We start from the raw sequence: 16,387 nt of genomic DNA, 5'->3' as shown, positions 1-16,387 counted from the left end.
ACTGAGCGAGGCCCAGACGCAGGCCCGCGCCAAGCTCGTCTGGCTACGCCCCGGCAAGAAGAAGGTCATCGCTGTCGGCGGCCTCAAGGGCGGGGCTCCGTCCCTACTGCTCTCCTGCCGTCACTCCGCCTCCGTCCGTGCTCCTGTCCGCGCCGTTCCTGCCCACACGGCCGCCGGTTTCCGTCACGGTACGATTTGCAGCGCCATGGAATTGAATGCCTCCTACACCAGTCTCGTCGCGGTCGGCGACTCGTTCACCGAGGGCATGTCTGATCTGCTGCCCGATGGTTCCTACCGGGGGTGGGCCGATGTACTCGCCACCCGGCTCGCGGTCCGCACACCGGAATTCCGGTACGCCAACCTCGCGGTGCGGGGAAAGCTCATCGGCCAGATCGTGGATGAACAGGTCGCGGTCGCCGCGGCACTGCAGCCCGACGTGATCACTCTCGTCGGCGGACTGAACGACACGCTCCGGCCGAAATGCGACATGGGCATGGTGCGCGGTCGGCTCGAGGAGGCGGTGGAGCGGCTCGCTCCGGCCTGCAAGACCTTGGTCCTGATGCGCAGCCCCGGCCGGAACGGCCCGGTGCTCGAACGTTTCCGCCCTCGCATGGAAGAGCTGTTCTCGCTGGTCGGCGATCTGGCCGAACGCCACGGCGCTCTGGTGACCGACCTGTACGGCGCGCCGTCGCTGAGCGATCCGCGAATGTGGGACGTGGACCGGCTGCATCTGACGGCCGAGGGGCATCGCCGGGTCGCCGAGGCGGTCTGGCAGACGCTGGGGCTGCCCGCGGAGAGCGACTGGCAGACACCTGCGCCCGCTTCCCCGCCCGCGCGGTGGGTTCAGCGACGGGCGGGCGACATCAGCTTCGCCCGGCAGCATCTGCTGCCCTGGATCGGGCGCCGGCTCACCGGGCGCTCGTCCGGTGACGGGCGGGCCGGCGCGCAGTTCGACGCGGAGCTCGGCCAGGCGTTCTGGATCACTCCCGAGGACGTGGCGGTTCCCGGACCGGTGACGGGCTGGCGCCGGGTGGACGGCTGACCTAGGACGGCCCCCGGGCTTCGTAGGAAGCCACAGACCGGCCCGCGGCGCGGACCTGCAGAAACCGCCAGTAGAATCCGGACACGTGACTGCTGTGTCTGCGAAGCCTCGCATCCCCAATGTCCTGGCCGGCCGCTATGCCTCCACGGAGCTGGCCGTCCTCTGGTCCCCCGAGCAGAAGGTGAAGCTGGAACGTCAGCTGTGGCTGGCGGTGCTGCGCGCTCAGAAGGACCTCGGGATCGAGGTGCCCGACGCGGCGCTGGCCGACTACGAGCGTGTGATCGACCAGGTCGACCTGGCCTCCATCGCCGAGCGCGAGAAGGTCACCCGGCACGACGTGAAGGCCCGGATCGAGGAGTTCAACGCTCTCGCCGGCCACGAGCAGGTCCACAAGGGCATGACCTCCCGGGACCTCACCGAGAATGTCGAGCAGCTGCAGATCCGGCTCTCGCTGGAGCTGATGCGGGACCGCACGGTGGCGGTTCTGACCCGTCTCGGCAAGCTGGCGGCGGAATACCGCGAGCTGGTCATCGCGGGCCGTTCGCACAACGTCGCCGCGCAGGCCACGACGCTCGGCAAGCGCTTCGCGACCGCCGCGGACGAGCTGCTGGTGGCGTACGGGCGGCTGGAGGACCTGCTGGGCCGGTACCCGCTCCGCGGCATCAAGGGGCCTGTCGGCACGGCGCAGGACATGCTGGACCTGCTCGGCGGCGACGCGGGCAAGCTCGCCGAGCTGGAGCAGCGCATCGCGGGGCACCTCGGCTTCGCGCACGCCTTCACCTCCGTCGGCCAGGTCTACCCCCGTTCCCTCGACTACGACGTGGTGACCGCGCTGGTACAGCTGGCCGCCGCGCCCTCGTCCGTCGCCAAGACCATCCGGCTGATGGCCGGCCACGAGCTGGTGACCGAGGGCTTCAAGCCGGGTCAGGTCGGCTCGTCGGCCATGCCGCACAAGATGAACACGCGCTCCTGCGAGCGGGTCAACGGCCTGATGGTGATCCTGCGCGGTTACGCGTCGATGACGGGCGAGCTGGCGGGCGACCAGTGGAACGAGGGCGATGTGTCCTGTTCCGTGGTCCGCCGGGTGGCGCTGCCCGACGCGTTCTTCGCGTTCGACGGTCTGCTGGAGACCTTCCTCACGGTGCTCGACGAGTTCGGCGCGTTCCCCGCGGTCGTGGCTCGTGAGCTGGACCGCTACCTTCCCTTCCTCGCCACCACCAAGGTGCTGATGGGTGCGGTGCGGGCCGGGGTCGGCCGCGAGGTCGCCCACGAGGCCATCAAGGAGAACGCCGTCGCCTCCGCCCTCGCCATGCGGGAGCAGGGCGCGGAGCGCAACGAGCTGCTGGACAAGCTCGCCGCCGACGAACGGATCCCCCTCGACCGTGCGGAGCTCGACGCGCTGATGGCCGACAAGCTGTCGTTCACCGGTGCGGCGGGCGATCAGGTCACCTCCCTGGTGTCCAGGATCGAAGAGATCGCCAAGCAGCACCCGGAGGCCGCCGCCTACACCCCCGGCTCCATTCTCTGACGTCCCTCCCCGCCGCCGGATGAATCCCGGAACCGCCGGATGACTCCCGAAGAGCTCCACGCCGCCCGCGACCGCGTCGTCCCCGACGTCGTCGCGGGCGGTCTTCGCGTGCTCTTCTGCGGCATCAACCCGAGCCTCATGACCGCTGTCACCGGGCACCACTTCGCTCATCCCGGCAACAGGTTCTGGCCGGTGCTGCACAGGTCGGGCTTCACGCCCCGACAGCTGAAGCCGTCGGAACAGGGCGAACTCCTGGAGTACGGCCTGGGCATCACCAATGTGGTGGCCAGGGCAACGGCACGGGCCGACGAGCTGGGCCCGGAGGAGTTCCGTGAGGGCGGCAGGCTGCTGTCGGCCAAGGTGGAGGAGCTGGGCCCGGCCTGGCTGGCCGTCGTCGGCGTCACCGCCTATCGCACCGCCTTCGGTGAACGCGGTGCCCGGATCGGCCCTCAGGAACGCACCGTCGGCGGCACGCGGGTCTGGGCCCTGCCCAATCCGAGCGGTCTGAACGCCCACTGGACGGTGAGCACCATGGCCGACGAGTACGCCCGGCTGCTGGCGGCGGTCTCCGAGGGCCCCTTCGACCGGACCGGCCCTTCCTGACTCCCCCGAACGGCGCCGTTCGAGAGCCTGCCTCCCCCGAGCAACACCGTTCGAGAGTCTGCCGGTCGGGAGCCTGCCCGTCGGGAGCGCGCCGGTCGGGAACGTGCCGGTCGGGAACGTGCCGGTCGGGAACGTGCCGGTAGCTCAGGGCGGGTCGACCACGGTGACCAGGACGCTCAGCTCGCAGCCCGGCCCTTCGTCCTCCAGGTAGAGCACGAGGGCGAGCCACCGGTCCTGTGCGCGCCACAACTGGAGGTACTCGCAGCTCGCGACCGGCTCGGCCCAAGGTTCGGATATCGCCTCCCCTGCCATCAATCGTTCCTGTGCGCTCCACAAACTGACGACCTGCGGCTCGCCCCAGCGCAGGGTGAGCAGCGTGACGAGGGCGTCGTGCTCGGCCAGGCATTGCGCCCGGTGTTCGAGGCGGTCGGCTTCGTCCCCCTCCTCCTGGCCGTCCCCGCCGAGGAGCGATGCCGTGTGATAGCCCGGTCCGCTGACTCCCGAGCCTGACGGAACGCGCGCCGTCGGAAAGTCTCTGGTGCGCATCCCGTCGATGAGGCGGAGGTGGTGTGCGGTGGTCATACCGTCAGTAAACCTTCTCGCACTGACACATGGCCCCTGGCGGTCCACGTCCGCGCTTCAGGCGTCACGGCGGTTCAGGGTCCACCAGCCGGCGAACAGCGCGATTCCCGCCCACCCGGCGGTGACGGCCAGGCCCGCCCACGGCCCGAGGCTCCCCTGTTCGTGCCCGTGGAGCACCAACTGTCCGGCACGGTCGGGGAGATACTGGGCGATGACTCCCGCGACGTCTCCGACCACGAAGGAAACGAGCAGGATGAAGGGAATGAGCAGGCTGAGCACAGCAACCGCGCTGCGCAGCAACGCTGTCAGCCCGGCTGCGAAGAGAGCCATCAGCGCCAGATAGACACCGCCGCCGAACGCCGCTCGCAGCGCTCCGGGATCGCCCAGGCCGATCGCGTGCGTGCCCATGAACATCTGCCCCACCAGGAACGCTGAGAAGCTGGTGACCAGACCCGTGATGAGGGCGAGGCCGCCGATCACCGACATCTTGGCCGCATAGAAGAGGCTTCGGTTCGGGACTGCCGCGAGCGATATCCGCAGCGCGCCGTTGAGGAACTCCGTCGACACCGCGCTCGCCCCGAAGGCTATGGCGGCGATCTGGCCGAAGTTGAGTGCGTGGAAGGCGGAGAACAAGGGATCGTTGCCTGCGTCGGCCGCCTCCGCCTGCCCCACCGTGGCGAACGCGAGCACGGTGATGGCAATCGTGGCAGCGAAGACCGCTATCAGGGATCCCGACACCGCCCGCACCGATCTGATCTTGATATATTCGGAGCGCAGTACTGCCGAAGCCGACATGGTCACGGTGTTCAGGCCTCCTTGCGGGCGGTCGGGGACGAGGCTGCGGCGAAGGGGGTCTCGCTCGCGGTCAGGTCGAGGTATGCCTCCTCCAGGCTCGCTCGCACAACGGCGAGCTCGAGCAGCGGAATACCTTCGCGTGCTGCGGTGGCGCCGATCTCCCCCGCAGTGGCCCCCTCGACGGTCAGACGCCCGTCGTCACCCTGCACGGGCGCGTACCCCTTGTGAATCAGGGCTTCACGGAGCCGGGGAGTATCGGTGGTACGGAGTTGCACAGCGGGCAGGCTGCGGGAGTCGAGGAATTCCCGCATCGGCATGTCGGCGAGGAGCCGGCCTCTGCCGAGGACGATCAGGTGATCCGCGAAGGATGAGGTCTCGTTCATCAGGTGACTGGAGACGAGAACGGTCCGGCCTTCTCGCGCCAGAGTCCGCAGCAACTCGCGGATCCAGACGATGCCTTCCGGGTCCAGCCCGTTCGAGGGTTCGTCGAGCATGACCACCTCGGGATCACCGAGCAGCGCTGCCGCGATACCGAGCCTCTGCCGCATGCCGAGCGAGAACGTCTTGATACGCCGCTTCCCGACGGCCGCGAGCCCCGTCGTCTCGAGCACCTCGTCGACCCTGCCGCCGGCTATGCCGTTGCTCGCGGCGAGAGCGAGCAAGTGGTCGCGGGCGACGCGCGACCCGTGCGCCGCTCCGGCGTCGAGGAGAACGCCGACCTTGCGCAGAGGATTGTCCAGTGAGGCGTAGGTCAGTCCGGCGATCGTCGCCGTCCCGGCGGTGGGCCTGTCCAGGCCGAGCACGAGTCGCATGGTGGTGGACTTGCCCGCGCCGTTGGGGCCGAGGAACCCCGTGACACGGCCGGGCCTCACGCTGAACGTGAGCCGGTCCACGGCACGTGTGGGCCCGTAATTCTTGGTGAGTTCACGCACGTCGATGCTGGTCATGTCCCAACCCTCGCCTGCGGACCCGGCCTCCGGCCTCCCCCGTCCGAGGGGATCATCTCCCTCGCTCGGGGGAGCCGCTCTCCGCCGGGCGCTGACACGATGGCGGACATGCGCCACTTTCTCGGACCGCTGGCCGCTCCCGTCACATACAGCCGCTGGCTGCATCTGCTCATTCCGTCCGCAGTCGTCAGCGTGTGGCTGTTCATTTCCATGGACACCCCGTGGATGCCCTTCGTCTTCGCCGTGCCTGCCGGGCTCCTGCCTGCGATACGGCTCGTCGAGGGCGTACAAGCACAGCTGCTCCTCACCCCCGCCGAGCGGGGCCGCGCGGATGCCTCGATATCCGTCGCGTCCGCCACCACATGGGCGGAGCGCTGGCGGACCGTAGCTTGGCTCGAGGTCCGGCTGTTGCTCGCGGCCGCCGCGGGCTTCGCCACTGTCTGGCTGCCCGCGACGACGTTCGACCTCGTCCGTGCCTCGATCGGGGCGAGACCCAGCCTGGACTGGCTGACCGGTCACATCGAGGCCCGATGGCTGTGCGCCCTGCTCTCGCCCTTGCCGATCCTCATATTGCTCGGGCTGATCGTCCTGTGCGGTGAAGTGGCCACGGCCGCGGCCAGGGGGCTGTTGGGCCCTTCACCGACCGAGCGGCTGACGGCTCTGGAAGAGCGCACGGAGCAATTGCTGGAGCGCAATCGGATCGCCCGCGAGCTTCATGATTCGATCGGGCATGCGCTGACGGTCGCGGTGGTGCAGGCGGGGGCCGCCCGGACCGCCGGCGATCCGGAGTTCACCGACCGGGCACTCGCCGCCATCGAGGAGACGGGGCGCAACGCACTGGACGATCTCGAACGCGTCCTGAGGGTGTTGCGGGAATCGGATCTTCCCGTCAGCGGTCGTCCGACCCTTGCCGAAGCGGGCAGGCTGCTGGACTCGGCTCGCGGCTCCGGGGTGAAGATCGAGGCGGAGCTGACGGGCCCGCTGGATCTCGTGCCCGGCCCGGTATCCCGCGAGGGGTACCGGATTCTCCAGGAGTCGCTCACCAACGTGCTGCGTCACGCGGGCTCCGTTCCCGTACGGGTGAGGATCGTCGTGGTGGAGGAACGTCTGGAACTGGAGGTGGCCAACCCTCTCTCCGGATCGCCGCGCGGCGCCGGCGGCGGGAGCGGGCTGAGGGGCATACGTGAGCGGGCCGCGCTGCTGGGAGGCCGGGCGAGAACCGGCCCGCACGAAGGGGAATGGAGAGTGAGCGTGAGCCTCCCGCTGGACCACATACGCTGACGGGATGCCGGTTACCGTACTCCTGGTCGACGACGAACCCCTGGTGCGCGCGGGGCTGCGCGCGGTCCTGGACGCACAGTCCGACATCGAGGTGGTGGGTGAGGCCGCCGACGGTGCGGCGGTGATCCCGCTGGTGCGCCAACTGCGGCCCGATGTCGTGGCGATGGATGTGCGCATGCCTTTGATGGACGGCATCGAGGCAACCCGGGCCGTGCTGCGCACCGTCACTGATCCGCCGAAGATCCTGGTGGTGACCACATTCGAGAACGACGAGTACGTCTACGAGGCGCTGCGTGCGGGTGCGGACGGGTTCCTGCTCAAGCGGGCCCGGCCGACAGAGATCGTGAACGCGGTGCGGCTGGTGGCGGAGGGCGAGTCACTGCTGTTTCCCGCCGCGGTCCGGCAGCTCGCCGCGGACTACGGTACGAGCAGGGCGCGGGCCGCTCTGGACCGCGCCGCGCTCACCGAGCGCGAATCGGTGGTGCTCCGCCTGATGGCGCGGGGCTTGTCCAACGCGGAGATCGCCACCAAGCTCACGGTCGGCGTCGAGACGGTGAAGACACATGTCAGCTCGGTGCTCGCGAAATTGGGTGCCAGGGACCGCACACAGGCGGTGATCGCCGCCTACGAGTCCGGCTTCGTGGCCCCACGCTGAGCAGAAGCCGCGCCCAGCCTGTGCTCGGCGCGCACCCGACTCCGTTTGTCTCTCTCCGGGGGCCGCTCGCCGCGGTCGAGGGCAGCGAGTACGATCCGGCAGACACGCGCACGACCTGGGAGGACACACGGTGAGCCGGCTGACCGGTGGGGACCCGTCTCTGCTTCGGCGGATCAATTCCGCTGTGGTGCTGCACGCCCTGCGAGGAGCGGATTCCCCCACGCTCACGGACCTGACCCGGATCACAGGTCTGTCCCGTCCCACGGTCGAGGGAGTTGTCGAAGGACTCTTCAGTGCGGGCCTGGTGGTCGAAGCCGAGCCCGACGGAAGCGGGACCCGGCGCCAGGGCCGCCCCGCGAGGCGGTTCAGATTCAGGGCAGAGGCCGGGTATCTGCTGGGGATCGAGATCGGCCCTCACCGGGTCTCCGCGCTGCTCTCCGGGCTGGACGGCCGGATCGTCGGCGCAGGCTCGCGCGATGTCTCCGAGACGGCATGCGCGGACGACAGGCTCGACCAGGTCAGAGGCATGATCGCCGATGTTCTGCGCCGGACCGGGGTGCAGCGGAGCAGCTTGAGGGCGGTCGGGGTGGGCAGCCCGGGCATCGTCGAGGCCGACGGAACCGTGCGGCTGGCCACGGCACTGCCGGACTGGACCGGCCTCGCGCTCGGCGAGAGGCTGCGGCGTTCCTTCCGGTGCCCCGTCCTGGTCGAGAACGACGCCAACGCGGCCGCCGTGGCCGAGCACTGGAAGGGGGCGGCCACCGAGTCCGACGACATCGTCTTCGTCCTGGCCGGCCTGAGCCCAGGGGCTGGTTCGCTGATCGGCGGGCGGCTGCACCGGGGGTTCGGCGGTGCGGCAGGGGAGATAGGCGCGCTGCATCTCCTGGGCCGCGATGTCACGCCCGAGCACCTTCTGTCCACGACGGACACCCCGCTCGACCCGCTGGACGAGCATGCGGTGGCCGCGGTGTTCGCCAAAGCCAAGCACGGAGACGCCGGTGCACAGGCGGCTGTCGCACGGTTCATCCAGCGGCTGGTGCACGATGTCGCGGCCCTGGTTCTGGCGCTCGATCCGGAGATCGTGGTGGTCGGCGGCTGGGCCGCCGGGCTGGACGGGGTCCTCGATCCGCTCCGCGACGAGCTCGCCCGTTATTGCCTGCGTCCGCCACGGGTCGCCCTGTCACTCCTCGGGGAGGCTGCCGTCGCCACGGGGGCGCTGCGGCTCGCACTGGACCACGTGGAGGAGCAGCTCTTCGCCGTGGAAGGCTCAGTGACCGCCCGTCGCTGAGGTACCACCCGCAACCGACGGCAGCACCCGCACAAGCCGACGGCAGTACCGGCCCGAGCCGGTGACGGTGCCCGAGCGGAGGCAGTGCCCGAGCGGAGGCAGTGCCGAACCGGGCCGAGCACCGGGGCCCCCGCGCCACCACCCCGGACCACCCGCGCCACCACCCAGGGCCACCCGCGCCGCCAACCGTGGCTGCCCGCGCCGCCAACCCGTGGCCACCCGTGCCACGCACCCTGGCGGCACCCATCGAGCACCGTCGGGCCACCCGCGCCGCCAACCGTGGCTGCCTGCGCCGAAATCGGTAGCGGCCCGCCGCTGTCAGCGACGGGCCGCGAAAGAGACACCCCGGACCGGAACGCCCCGAGAAGCAGGACCGAGCCACCGGCCGCAAGGCCCGGGCAGCGCCAGAGCGGAGGGCAGGAGAGCCCGATGCGCTGCGAGTGGGCGGGAGCCGGTGTCAGGACGCCTTGCGCTCCTGCTCCTCGTGGCTGATCTCCAGTGCTCCGGAGTCCCCGAACGTGAGCCGGCAGGTGTCGGCGCGGTAGGTGGCGACGGAGACGGCCACCGTTCCGGCGGCGGCGAAGTACCGCGTCGTGACGACGAGGACCGGGGCGCCCGGAAGCCGGTCGAGCTCCTTCGCGTCGTCGGCGCGCGCGGAGCCGAGTTCCACCGAGCGGTCCTGGCCGTCGAGGCCGAGGCGGTGCAGCTCCCGCAGGACGCTCCGGGCCCTGGCCGGTCCGGACGGCGCCTCTATCGCGGAGAGTTCGGGAACGGACGCCTGCGGAACGTAGAGCAGTTCCGCCGCGACGGCCTGGCCGTGGGTGGCCTGGATACGGCGCACCACGTGCACGGGCGCCTCGGCGTCCAAGCCGAGCACGGCGGCAACCGAGGCGGGAGCGATCGCGGTGGTGCACTCGACGGGCTGCCACGCCTCGTCGGAGTCACCGCCCGCCCAGCCCTGCTGTGCGGTGGCTACCGCCACCCCGACCCGGGGCGGGGCCACGGTCGTGCCCACGCCTCGGCGCCGCTGCAGCCTGCCTTCGAGTTCGAGCTGTTCGAGAGCCTGCCGGAGCGTTGCCCTGGCGACGCCGAAGCGCGCGGCGAGCTCCCGCTCGTTGGGCAGTACCTCTCCCACCGCGAAGTCCGAGTCGAGTGCCTCACTGAGCACGGTCTTGAGGTGCCAGTACTTCGGCTCCTGCACCGTTTCCAGCTGCGTGGTCCCCACCCTGTCCTCCGCAATCGCCCGGCGGCTTTTCCGCGACGTTATTTATTAAAGGTTCCTGCCTTATCGTTCAGACCTTAGGACGGTGCAGGACCTTGGTCAAGACCAATGCTCACCCCGTGACAGTGCGGGGTGACCTCCTGCCGCAGAGCGTTCACGGGACGTTCGTACGGCGGCGCACCCACGCAACACGGCGTACCCGCACGACATGGAGCTCCCCGGTGATGCGATTCGCGTGACCGGGGAGCTCAGCGGCAGGGTCGAACACAAGGGCCGTAAGGGACGGCAAGAGGCGCCAGGGGGCAGCAAGGGGCCGGGGAGAGGCACGCGCACGCCGGCGGCCACCCGACCGGGCCCTCTAGTCGATGTCGACGCCGACGTCGAGGTCGAGTTCACCGGCGACGCGCAGGGTGGCCAGTTTGTCAGGGTTGCGGTGGATGTAGACGCAGCGGATGACCCCGTCAGTGACCTCCGGCTGGAAGACCGCCGACACCGCCCCGTCCGCGAGGAACACGATGGCCGGGCCCCCGTTGATCTCCCGGATCCGGACCGCGACACCCGTGGGCCAGTACCGTTCCTGCCCCACGGCGACGAGGAAGCGGCCGACCTTGTCCGCGGTCTCGATGATCCGCCGGGGCGCCTTGGCCTTGCCCCCGCTGTCGCTGACCAGACGGACATCGGGCGCCAGCAGGCTCAGCAGCCCCTTCAGATCCCCGCCCGCCGCGGCGGAGAGGAAACGCTCGGTGAGATCGCGCCGCACCGCCGGATCCACGTCGTACCGCGGCTTGCGCTCCTCCACATGGCGCTTCGCGCGCCCGGCGAGCTGCCGCACCGCCGCCTCCGACCGGTCGAGCGTGGCGCCGATCTCCGCGTACGGAAAGCCGAAGGCCTCGCGCAGGACGAAGACGGCGCGCTCCAGGGGAGACAGGGTCTCGAGTACGACGAGCACGGCGAGTGACACGGAGTCGGCCAGGACCGCCCGTTCCGCGGAGTCGGGGACGGCCTGGCCGAATTCGGTGGCCACGGGGTCCGGCAGCCAGGGCCCCACGTACGCCTCGCGCCGGGACTTCAGATGGCGCAGCCGGTCGATGGCCAGACGTGTGGTGATCGTCACGAGAAAGGCCCGAGGTTCGCGCACATCCCCCCGGCCCTCCGACGACCAGCGCAGCCATGCCTCCTGCACGACGTCCTCGGCATCGGCCACGCGTCCCAGCATGCGGTACGCCACCCCGGTGAGGACGGGCCGGTGTTCTTCGAAGAGATCGGTCACGGTGTCGGCAGTCACTCCCTCATCCCATCCGATGCGACTGAGACCGTCCAGCGGGAATCGCGCTCACCTCACTCCTGAGGAGCCGCGCACCCCTTGAACTGCAAGCTACCCGGCGGTAATCATTGTTGACGGGCAGTCTCATTCACGTCTGTCCGGCCAGGCACGACCGTCCCGAGGAGCAGCATGACCACCACGGTCTCGTTCGCAGTCGATTCACCCGCCGGCCGCCGCGTCGTCGGAGTGACATACGAACGCTCCGGCTCCGGAGAGCCGTTGGTGCTGCTCCACGGCATCGGCCATCACCACCAGGCCTGGGAACCGGTCCTGCGCATCCTGGCCGCCGAGCGGGACGTCATAGCCGTCGACCTGCCCGGTTTCGGCGCCTCGCCGGCGCTGCCCGACGGGCTCGCGTACGACGTACGGACCATGGTGCCGGTGCTCGGTTCGTTCTTCGACACGCTCGGCCTGGTGCGTCCGCATGTCGCCGGAAACTCCCTGGGGGGCCTGCTGGCGCTGGAGTTGGGCCGGGAGAAGCTCGTACGGTCCGTGACGGCGCTCTCCCCTGCCGGCTTCTGGACACCGAGCGAGCGCCGATACGCCTTCGGTGTGCTGCGGGCGATGCGCGGAGCGGCCCTCGTGATGCCGATGCCTCTGATCGAGCGGCTGTCGAAGACCGCGCCCGGCCGCACGGCGCTGACGAGCACCATCTACGCCCGACCCGGGCGCCGTTCACCCGAGGCCGTCGTGGCGGAGACCGTCGCCCTCCGTACGGCCACCGGCTTCCACCAGACACTGACGGCGGGCCTCTCCGTCGCGTTCACCGAGGGCGTGCCGGACGTGCCCGTCACCGTCGCCTGGGGCACCAAGGACCGGCTGCTCCTGCGCCGCCAGGGCATCAGGGCGAAGCAGATCATCCCGGGCGCCCGCCTGGTGCGCCTGCCGGGCTGCGGCCACGTCCCGATGAACGACGACCCTGCCGCCGTCGCCCGGGTCATCCTCGACACGAGTCGTTGACCCGGCCGGGCGGCCCCGCCGGAGCGCCCCCGAGCCGAGCGCCACCCCGAGGCCCACCAGCAGGCTTCCCGCGCCCTGGCCGATGCCGTACGTCCCGGTTCCCACCAGGGGCGCGGTCAGCGCGGCCGACACGGGGATCAGCCCGGAGAAGAGCGCGGCGCGTTCAGCGCCGATGCGCCGCATCCCGCTGTACCAGCACACGAACCCGATCACGGTGACGACGGCCGCCTGCCAGAGCAGCGCGACCGTCTCCGTCGCCGTGGGAACCCTCAGGAATCCACCCCCGTCGACCAGCACACCCAGGAGCGCGGACTCCAGGGCCGCCACGGCGCACACGGCCGCCGACAGCAGCTTCGGACCGAGCGGCCGGAGCAGCGGCACCGCCAGGACCGCGAAGCAGACTTCCCCCGCCAGCGCCCCCACCGAGTAGAGGATGCCCGGCAGGTCGGTACGGCCCCAGCCCTGGACGGTGAAGGCTCCGGCCGCGACGAGTCCGGCCGCGTACAGGACGGATCTGGACGGCCGGCGTCCCTCGAGCGCGGGCACCAGTACGCCGACGACGATGGGCGCGCATCCGACGAGGACGCCGGGAACGGCTGGTTCCGCCGAACGTTCCGCCGCCAGAACGGCCAGATTGAAGCCGACCATTCCGATGGCGGCGAGGGCTGCCAGACGCCCCCACAGGCCTCGTGAGAGTTTCCGCAGCGCGCCCGGCCCATCGACACCCCGCCGGCCGAGGAAGGGCAGGAGCAGCAGGGCCGCGAGGCCGTATCGCAGTGCCTGGCCGCCGGCGTACGGATAGTCGCCGAGGACACTGTTGGCGGTGAAGGAGGCGCCTACGAGGGTGCAGGCGAAGGCGGCGAGAAGGGCTCCGCGCAGGGAAGTTGCGTTCATGCGGGTGACGCTAGATTTCCTCGCGGTCCGGTTTAAGGTCCACTTCCATGACGTCTTCGGGGACCAATCCACCGCCCGCCCCGCCCTCGCCACTGGGCCGCCCTCCCGCGTCCGCCGCCTGGGAGCTGCTGCTTCCCGCCGTGGCAGCTCCTCCGCGCCAGCGGGGCCGGGCCCTGCAGTCGGCCTTGCGGGAGGCCGTGCGTTCCGGACGGCTGCCGGCCGGGACCCGGCTGCCCGCCAGCCGTGAACTCGCCGCCGATCTCGGGGTCTCGCGCGGGCTGGTGACCGAGGCGTACGAGCAGCTGACCGCGGAAAGCTATCTGCGCGCGGGCCGTGGGGCGGGCACCTGGGTGGGCGGTGCGGTGCGGCCATCGGCGGGGAGTGCGCGGGATCTGTCACCGCGTGCGACCGGCGCGCGGGTGGACTTCCGTCCGGGCACGCCGGATCTGTCGCTGTTCCCGCGCAGCGCCTGGGCTGCCGCACACCGCGCGGCCCTGGACCGGCTGCCGCACAGCGCCCTCGGCTATCCCGATCCTCGCGGCCTGCCGGAGCTGCGTGTGGCCCTCGCCTCCCTGCTGGCCAGGCGTCGCGGCGTCGTGGCCGATCCTGAGCGGGTGGTGGTGTGTTCGGGCGTGGCCCAGGCGACGACACTTCTCGGGTTCGTCCTGCGCGCGCAAGGCGCGGCCTCGGTCGGTGTCGAGGACCCCGGAAGCCCGGAACACGCCTCGCTGTTCGCCTCCGCGGGGCTGACCGCCGTTCCCCTTCCGCTCGACGGCGAGGGGCTCGCGTTGGCGCCTCTCCTGCGCTCCGGCGTGCGCGCCGTGGTCACGACCCCGGCGCATCAGTTCCCCACCGGGATCGCCTACTCCGCCGAGCGGCGCGGCGCGCTGCTCGACTGGGCCCGCGACACCTCGGGGGTGATCATGGAGGACGACTACGACGGCGACTTCCGTTACGACCGCGCGCCGGTCGGTGCCCTCCAGGGCCTGGACCCGGAGCACGTCGTGTACACCGGCTCGGTCAGCAAGTCCCTGGCGCCCGGTCTGCGGCTCGGCTGGCTGATCGCCCCGGCCGCCATGACCGACGAGATCGTGGCCCGCAAGCGCACGATGGATCTCGGCAACCCCTCGCTCGACCAGGCGGTCCTGGCGGACTTCGTCACGGGCGGGGGTTACGACCGCCAGTTGCGCCGCTGCCAGCGCGCGTACCGGGAGCGCCGGGACGCCCTGACGGAGGCACTCGCCGGCCACTTCCCGGGCACGGAGGTCAGCGGCATCGCCGCGGGTCTGCACATCATCGCCCGGCTCCCCGAACGGTACGGACCGCAGACGGACTTCCTGCGGCGGGCCGCCGGGGCCGGTATCGCGCTTCGTTCACTGGCCTCGTACGCGGCGGGGCGCGCCCAGGACCACGACGACGGCACGGTCCCGCTCATGCTCGGTTACGCGCATCTGGCCCCCGCGGTCATCACCCGAGGCATCCGTCTCCTGGCCGACGCTGTCCGGGCCTGAGGGCTGTCCCAGGGATGACGGGACGGCCCTGAGGCACGGCGCGACCGGTTGTTCATCTGTGGTTGGCGTGGCCGCTGCCGCCGGGGACTAGGTATGGGTCCGCAAGCCGCCTGTACGGAGCAGCCGTTCGGGCAGTCCAGCTCGCCCTGGAGGCGCATCGATGTCGAACCGTCCCCGCATCCCGGCCCCGGCCCGCCGCGCAGTCCTGCGCGGCTCGCTCCTCGCCTCGGCCGCGGTCGCCGCACCCGCGACGCTCATGGCCGCGCCCGCCTTCGCGCTGTCGGGCCGGCCGAGCGCGTCCTGGGGCGTGCAGGTCGGTGATGTGACGGCGTCGTCCGCCCTGGTGTGGGTGCGTTCGGACCGCCCCGCCCGGATGGTGGTCGAGACGTCGGCGACCGAGTCCTTCCGCCGCGCCCGCACCTGGCACGGCCCGCTGATCGGCTCCCTCACCGACTTCACCGGGACGACACCTCTGTACGGTCTGCCGGCCGGCGAGCAGGTGCACTACAGGGTGACGCTCCACGACCCGGACGACCCGCGCCGCACCGGCAAGCCTGTGTACGGCACCTTCCGCACCGCTCCGGCGACCCGCCGGGACGGGGTGCGGTTCCTGTGGTCCGGCGACATCGCGGGCCAGGGCTGGGGCATCAACCCCGACATCGGCGGCTACCGGGTCTACGACGAGATGCGCCGCCTGAACCCCGACTTCTTCCTGTGCAGCGGTGACAACATCTACGCGGACGGGGTGCTCGAACCCAGCGTGCCCCTCCCCGACGGGCGGGTCTGGCGCAACATCACGACGTCCGAGAAGTCGAAGGTGGCCGAGACCCTGGACGAGTACCGGGGCAACTTCCGGTACAACCTGCTGGACGACAACGTCCGGGCCTTCAACGCGCAGGTGCCCTCCATCGTCCAGTGGGACGACCACGAGGTGCGCAACAACTGGTACCCCGGGCAGATCCTCGACGACGTCCGGTACACGGAGAAGAACGTGGATCTGCTGGCCGCGCGTTCGATGCGGGCGTTCAGGGAGTACTTCCCCGTACCGACGCTCCAGGCGTCGCCCCAGGAGCGGCGCATGCACCGCGTCGTACGCCATGGTCCGCTGCTTGACGTGTTCGTGCTGGACATGCGGTCGTTCCGCAACTCCAACTCCCCCAACAGGCAGTCCGACGACACCACGGGCATCCTCGGCGCCGAGCAGCTGACCTGGCTCAAGCGCGAGCTCTCACGGTCGCGGGCGGTGTGGAAGGTGATCGCGGCCGACATGCCGCTGGGACTGGTGGTCCCGGACGGTGCCACGGACTTCGAGGCGGTCGCGCAGGGCGATCCGGGCGCGCCGCTGGGGCGGGAGCTGCAGATCGCGGAGCTGCTGCGGTACATCAAGCACCGGCGTATCACCGGCACCGTCTGGCTCACCGCGGATGTGCACTACACCTCGGCTCAGCACTACGCACCCGAGCGCGCGGCGTTCAAGGACTTCGCGCCGTTCTGGGAGTTCGTGTCGGGGCCGCTCGCCGCGGGCGGCTTCCCGGCCAACGCGCTGGACGGCACCTTCGGACCGGAGCGTGTCTTCGTCCGGGCACCCGACCGGGCGAACGTATCGCCCATGGAGTCGCCGCAGTTCTTCGGAGAGGTCGACATCGACGGCGGGAGCGGGGAGCTGACGGTGCGGCTCCGGGCCCAGGGCGGCACCGTCCTGTTCACCAAGGTGCTGCAGCCGGGGCGTACCGGGCAGTGACCTGAGGCCGGCCA

The 16,387-nt window shown here is 70.8% G+C and carries 14 protein-coding genes and 1 pseudogene; 9 read left to right on the top strand and 6 right to left on the bottom strand.

Going from position 1 to position 16,387, the window contains the following annotated elements; all coding sequences use genetic code 11:
• The first annotated feature begins 205 nt into the window (after positions 1 to 205).
• The 3 genes from ACWCQM_RS36175 (at position 206) to mug (ending at position 3,173) form a co-directional block, all read left to right on the top strand.
• Positions 206 to 1,042: an SGNH/GDSL hydrolase family protein gene (locus tag ACWCQM_RS36175; protein WP_450919314.1), complete on the top strand. Its 837-nt coding sequence runs from the start codon at positions 206 to 208 to the stop codon at positions 1,040 to 1,042.
• An 85-nt stretch (positions 1,043 to 1,127) separates the two neighbouring features.
• A complete protein-coding gene (gene purB / locus ACWCQM_RS36170) occupies positions 1,128 to 2,570 on the top strand; it encodes an adenylosuccinate lyase (RefSeq protein ID WP_450919311.1) in 1,443 nt (480 codons plus the stop codon).
• Positions 2,571 to 2,609: 39 nt separating this feature from the next.
• Positions 2,610 to 3,173 carry a G/U mismatch-specific DNA glycosylase gene (gene mug, locus ACWCQM_RS36165; RefSeq protein WP_450919310.1) on the top strand — a complete coding sequence of 188 codons (564 nt, stop codon included), beginning with the start codon at positions 2,610 to 2,612 and terminating at the stop codon, positions 3,171 to 3,173.
• Positions 3,174 to 3,317: 144 nt separating this feature from the next.
• Here mug and ACWCQM_RS36160 read toward each other — a convergent pair whose 3' ends face one another.
• From ACWCQM_RS36160 to ACWCQM_RS36150, 3 genes are read right to left on the bottom strand one after another with little or no spacing between them, the layout of a single operon-like run.
• Entirely contained in the window at positions 3,318 to 3,755 is a 438-nt protein-coding gene (locus ACWCQM_RS36160) for a hypothetical protein (protein ID WP_450919309.1), read from the bottom strand.
• A gap of 57 nt (positions 3,756 to 3,812) precedes the next feature.
• Positions 3,813 to 4,556, bottom strand: a complete 744-nt coding sequence (locus tag ACWCQM_RS36155) for an ABC transporter permease (RefSeq protein ID WP_450919308.1) — start codon at positions 4,554 to 4,556, stop codon at positions 3,813 to 3,815.
• Positions 4,557 to 4,561: 5 nt separating this feature from the next.
• Complete coding sequence (locus tag ACWCQM_RS36150; protein ID WP_450919307.1) at positions 4,562 to 5,497, bottom strand: ABC transporter ATP-binding protein; 936 nt, start codon at positions 5,495 to 5,497, stop codon at positions 4,562 to 4,564.
• 108 nt (positions 5,498 to 5,605) lie between these two features.
• Between ACWCQM_RS36150 and ACWCQM_RS36145 the strand changes: the two genes are divergently transcribed.
• The 3 genes from ACWCQM_RS36145 to ACWCQM_RS36135 all read left to right on the top strand — a co-directional run bounded on the left by ACWCQM_RS36145 (position 5,606) and on the right by ACWCQM_RS36135 (position 8,721).
• Complete coding sequence (locus ACWCQM_RS36145; RefSeq protein WP_450919306.1) at positions 5,606 to 6,778, top strand: sensor histidine kinase; 1,173 nt, start codon at positions 5,606 to 5,608, stop codon at positions 6,776 to 6,778.
• Positions 6,779 to 6,782: 4 nt separating this feature from the next.
• Complete coding sequence (locus tag ACWCQM_RS36140; protein ID WP_450919305.1) at positions 6,783 to 7,433, top strand: response regulator; 651 nt, start codon at positions 6,783 to 6,785, stop codon at positions 7,431 to 7,433.
• A 130-nt stretch (positions 7,434 to 7,563) separates the two neighbouring features.
• Positions 7,564 to 8,721, top strand: coding sequence for an ROK family protein (locus ACWCQM_RS36135; RefSeq protein WP_450919304.1), 1,158 nt, complete (start codon positions 7,564 to 7,566; stop codon positions 8,719 to 8,721).
• A gap of 457 nt (positions 8,722 to 9,178) precedes the next feature.
• On the opposite strand, the gene ACWCQM_RS36130 is transcribed toward ACWCQM_RS36135, so the two are convergent.
• Together ACWCQM_RS36130 and sigJ are read right to left on the bottom strand one after the other, a co-directional pair.
• Positions 9,179 to 9,946 (bottom strand): GntR family transcriptional regulator, encoded by a 768-nt coding sequence (locus ACWCQM_RS36130; protein ID WP_450919303.1) that lies wholly within the window; start codon positions 9,944 to 9,946, stop codon positions 9,179 to 9,181.
• A gap of 355 nt (positions 9,947 to 10,301) precedes the next feature.
• Positions 10,302 to 11,228 (bottom strand): RNA polymerase sigma factor SigJ, encoded by a 927-nt coding sequence (sigJ, locus tag ACWCQM_RS36125; RefSeq protein ID WP_450919302.1) that lies wholly within the window; start codon positions 11,226 to 11,228, stop codon positions 10,302 to 10,304.
• Positions 11,229 to 11,396: 168 nt separating this feature from the next.
• On the opposite strand from sigJ, the gene ACWCQM_RS36120 reads away from it, so the two are divergent.
• Positions 11,397 to 12,227 (top strand): alpha/beta fold hydrolase, encoded by an 831-nt coding sequence (locus ACWCQM_RS36120; RefSeq protein WP_450919301.1) that lies wholly within the window; start codon positions 11,397 to 11,399, stop codon positions 12,225 to 12,227.
• Between the two features lie 528 nt (positions 12,228 to 12,755).
• Here the strand turns inward: ACWCQM_RS36120 and ACWCQM_RS36115 are convergent.
• A pseudogene (locus tag ACWCQM_RS36115) lies at positions 12,756 to 13,121 on the bottom strand (EamA/RhaT family transporter); the annotation flags it as partial.
• A gap of 47 nt (positions 13,122 to 13,168) precedes the next feature.
• Here ACWCQM_RS36115 and pdxR point away from each other — a divergent pair.
• Both pdxR and ACWCQM_RS36105 read left to right on the top strand, forming a co-directional pair.
• Positions 13,169 to 14,632: a MocR-like pyridoxine biosynthesis transcription factor PdxR gene (gene pdxR / locus ACWCQM_RS36110; protein ID WP_450919300.1), complete on the top strand. Its 1,464-nt coding sequence runs from the start codon at positions 13,169 to 13,171 to the stop codon at positions 14,630 to 14,632.
• A gap of 160 nt (positions 14,633 to 14,792) precedes the next feature.
• Positions 14,793 to 16,373 (top strand): alkaline phosphatase D family protein, encoded by a 1,581-nt coding sequence (locus tag ACWCQM_RS36105; protein WP_450919299.1) that lies wholly within the window; start codon positions 14,793 to 14,795, stop codon positions 16,371 to 16,373.
• Positions 16,374 to 16,387: the final 14 nt, after the last annotated feature.

The sequence above is a fragment of the Streptomyces sp. NPDC002125 genome, from assembly GCF_053593715.1.
Note: the sequence above shows the minus strand (reverse complement) of the source record. Positions and strands in the feature narration are given on the sequence as shown.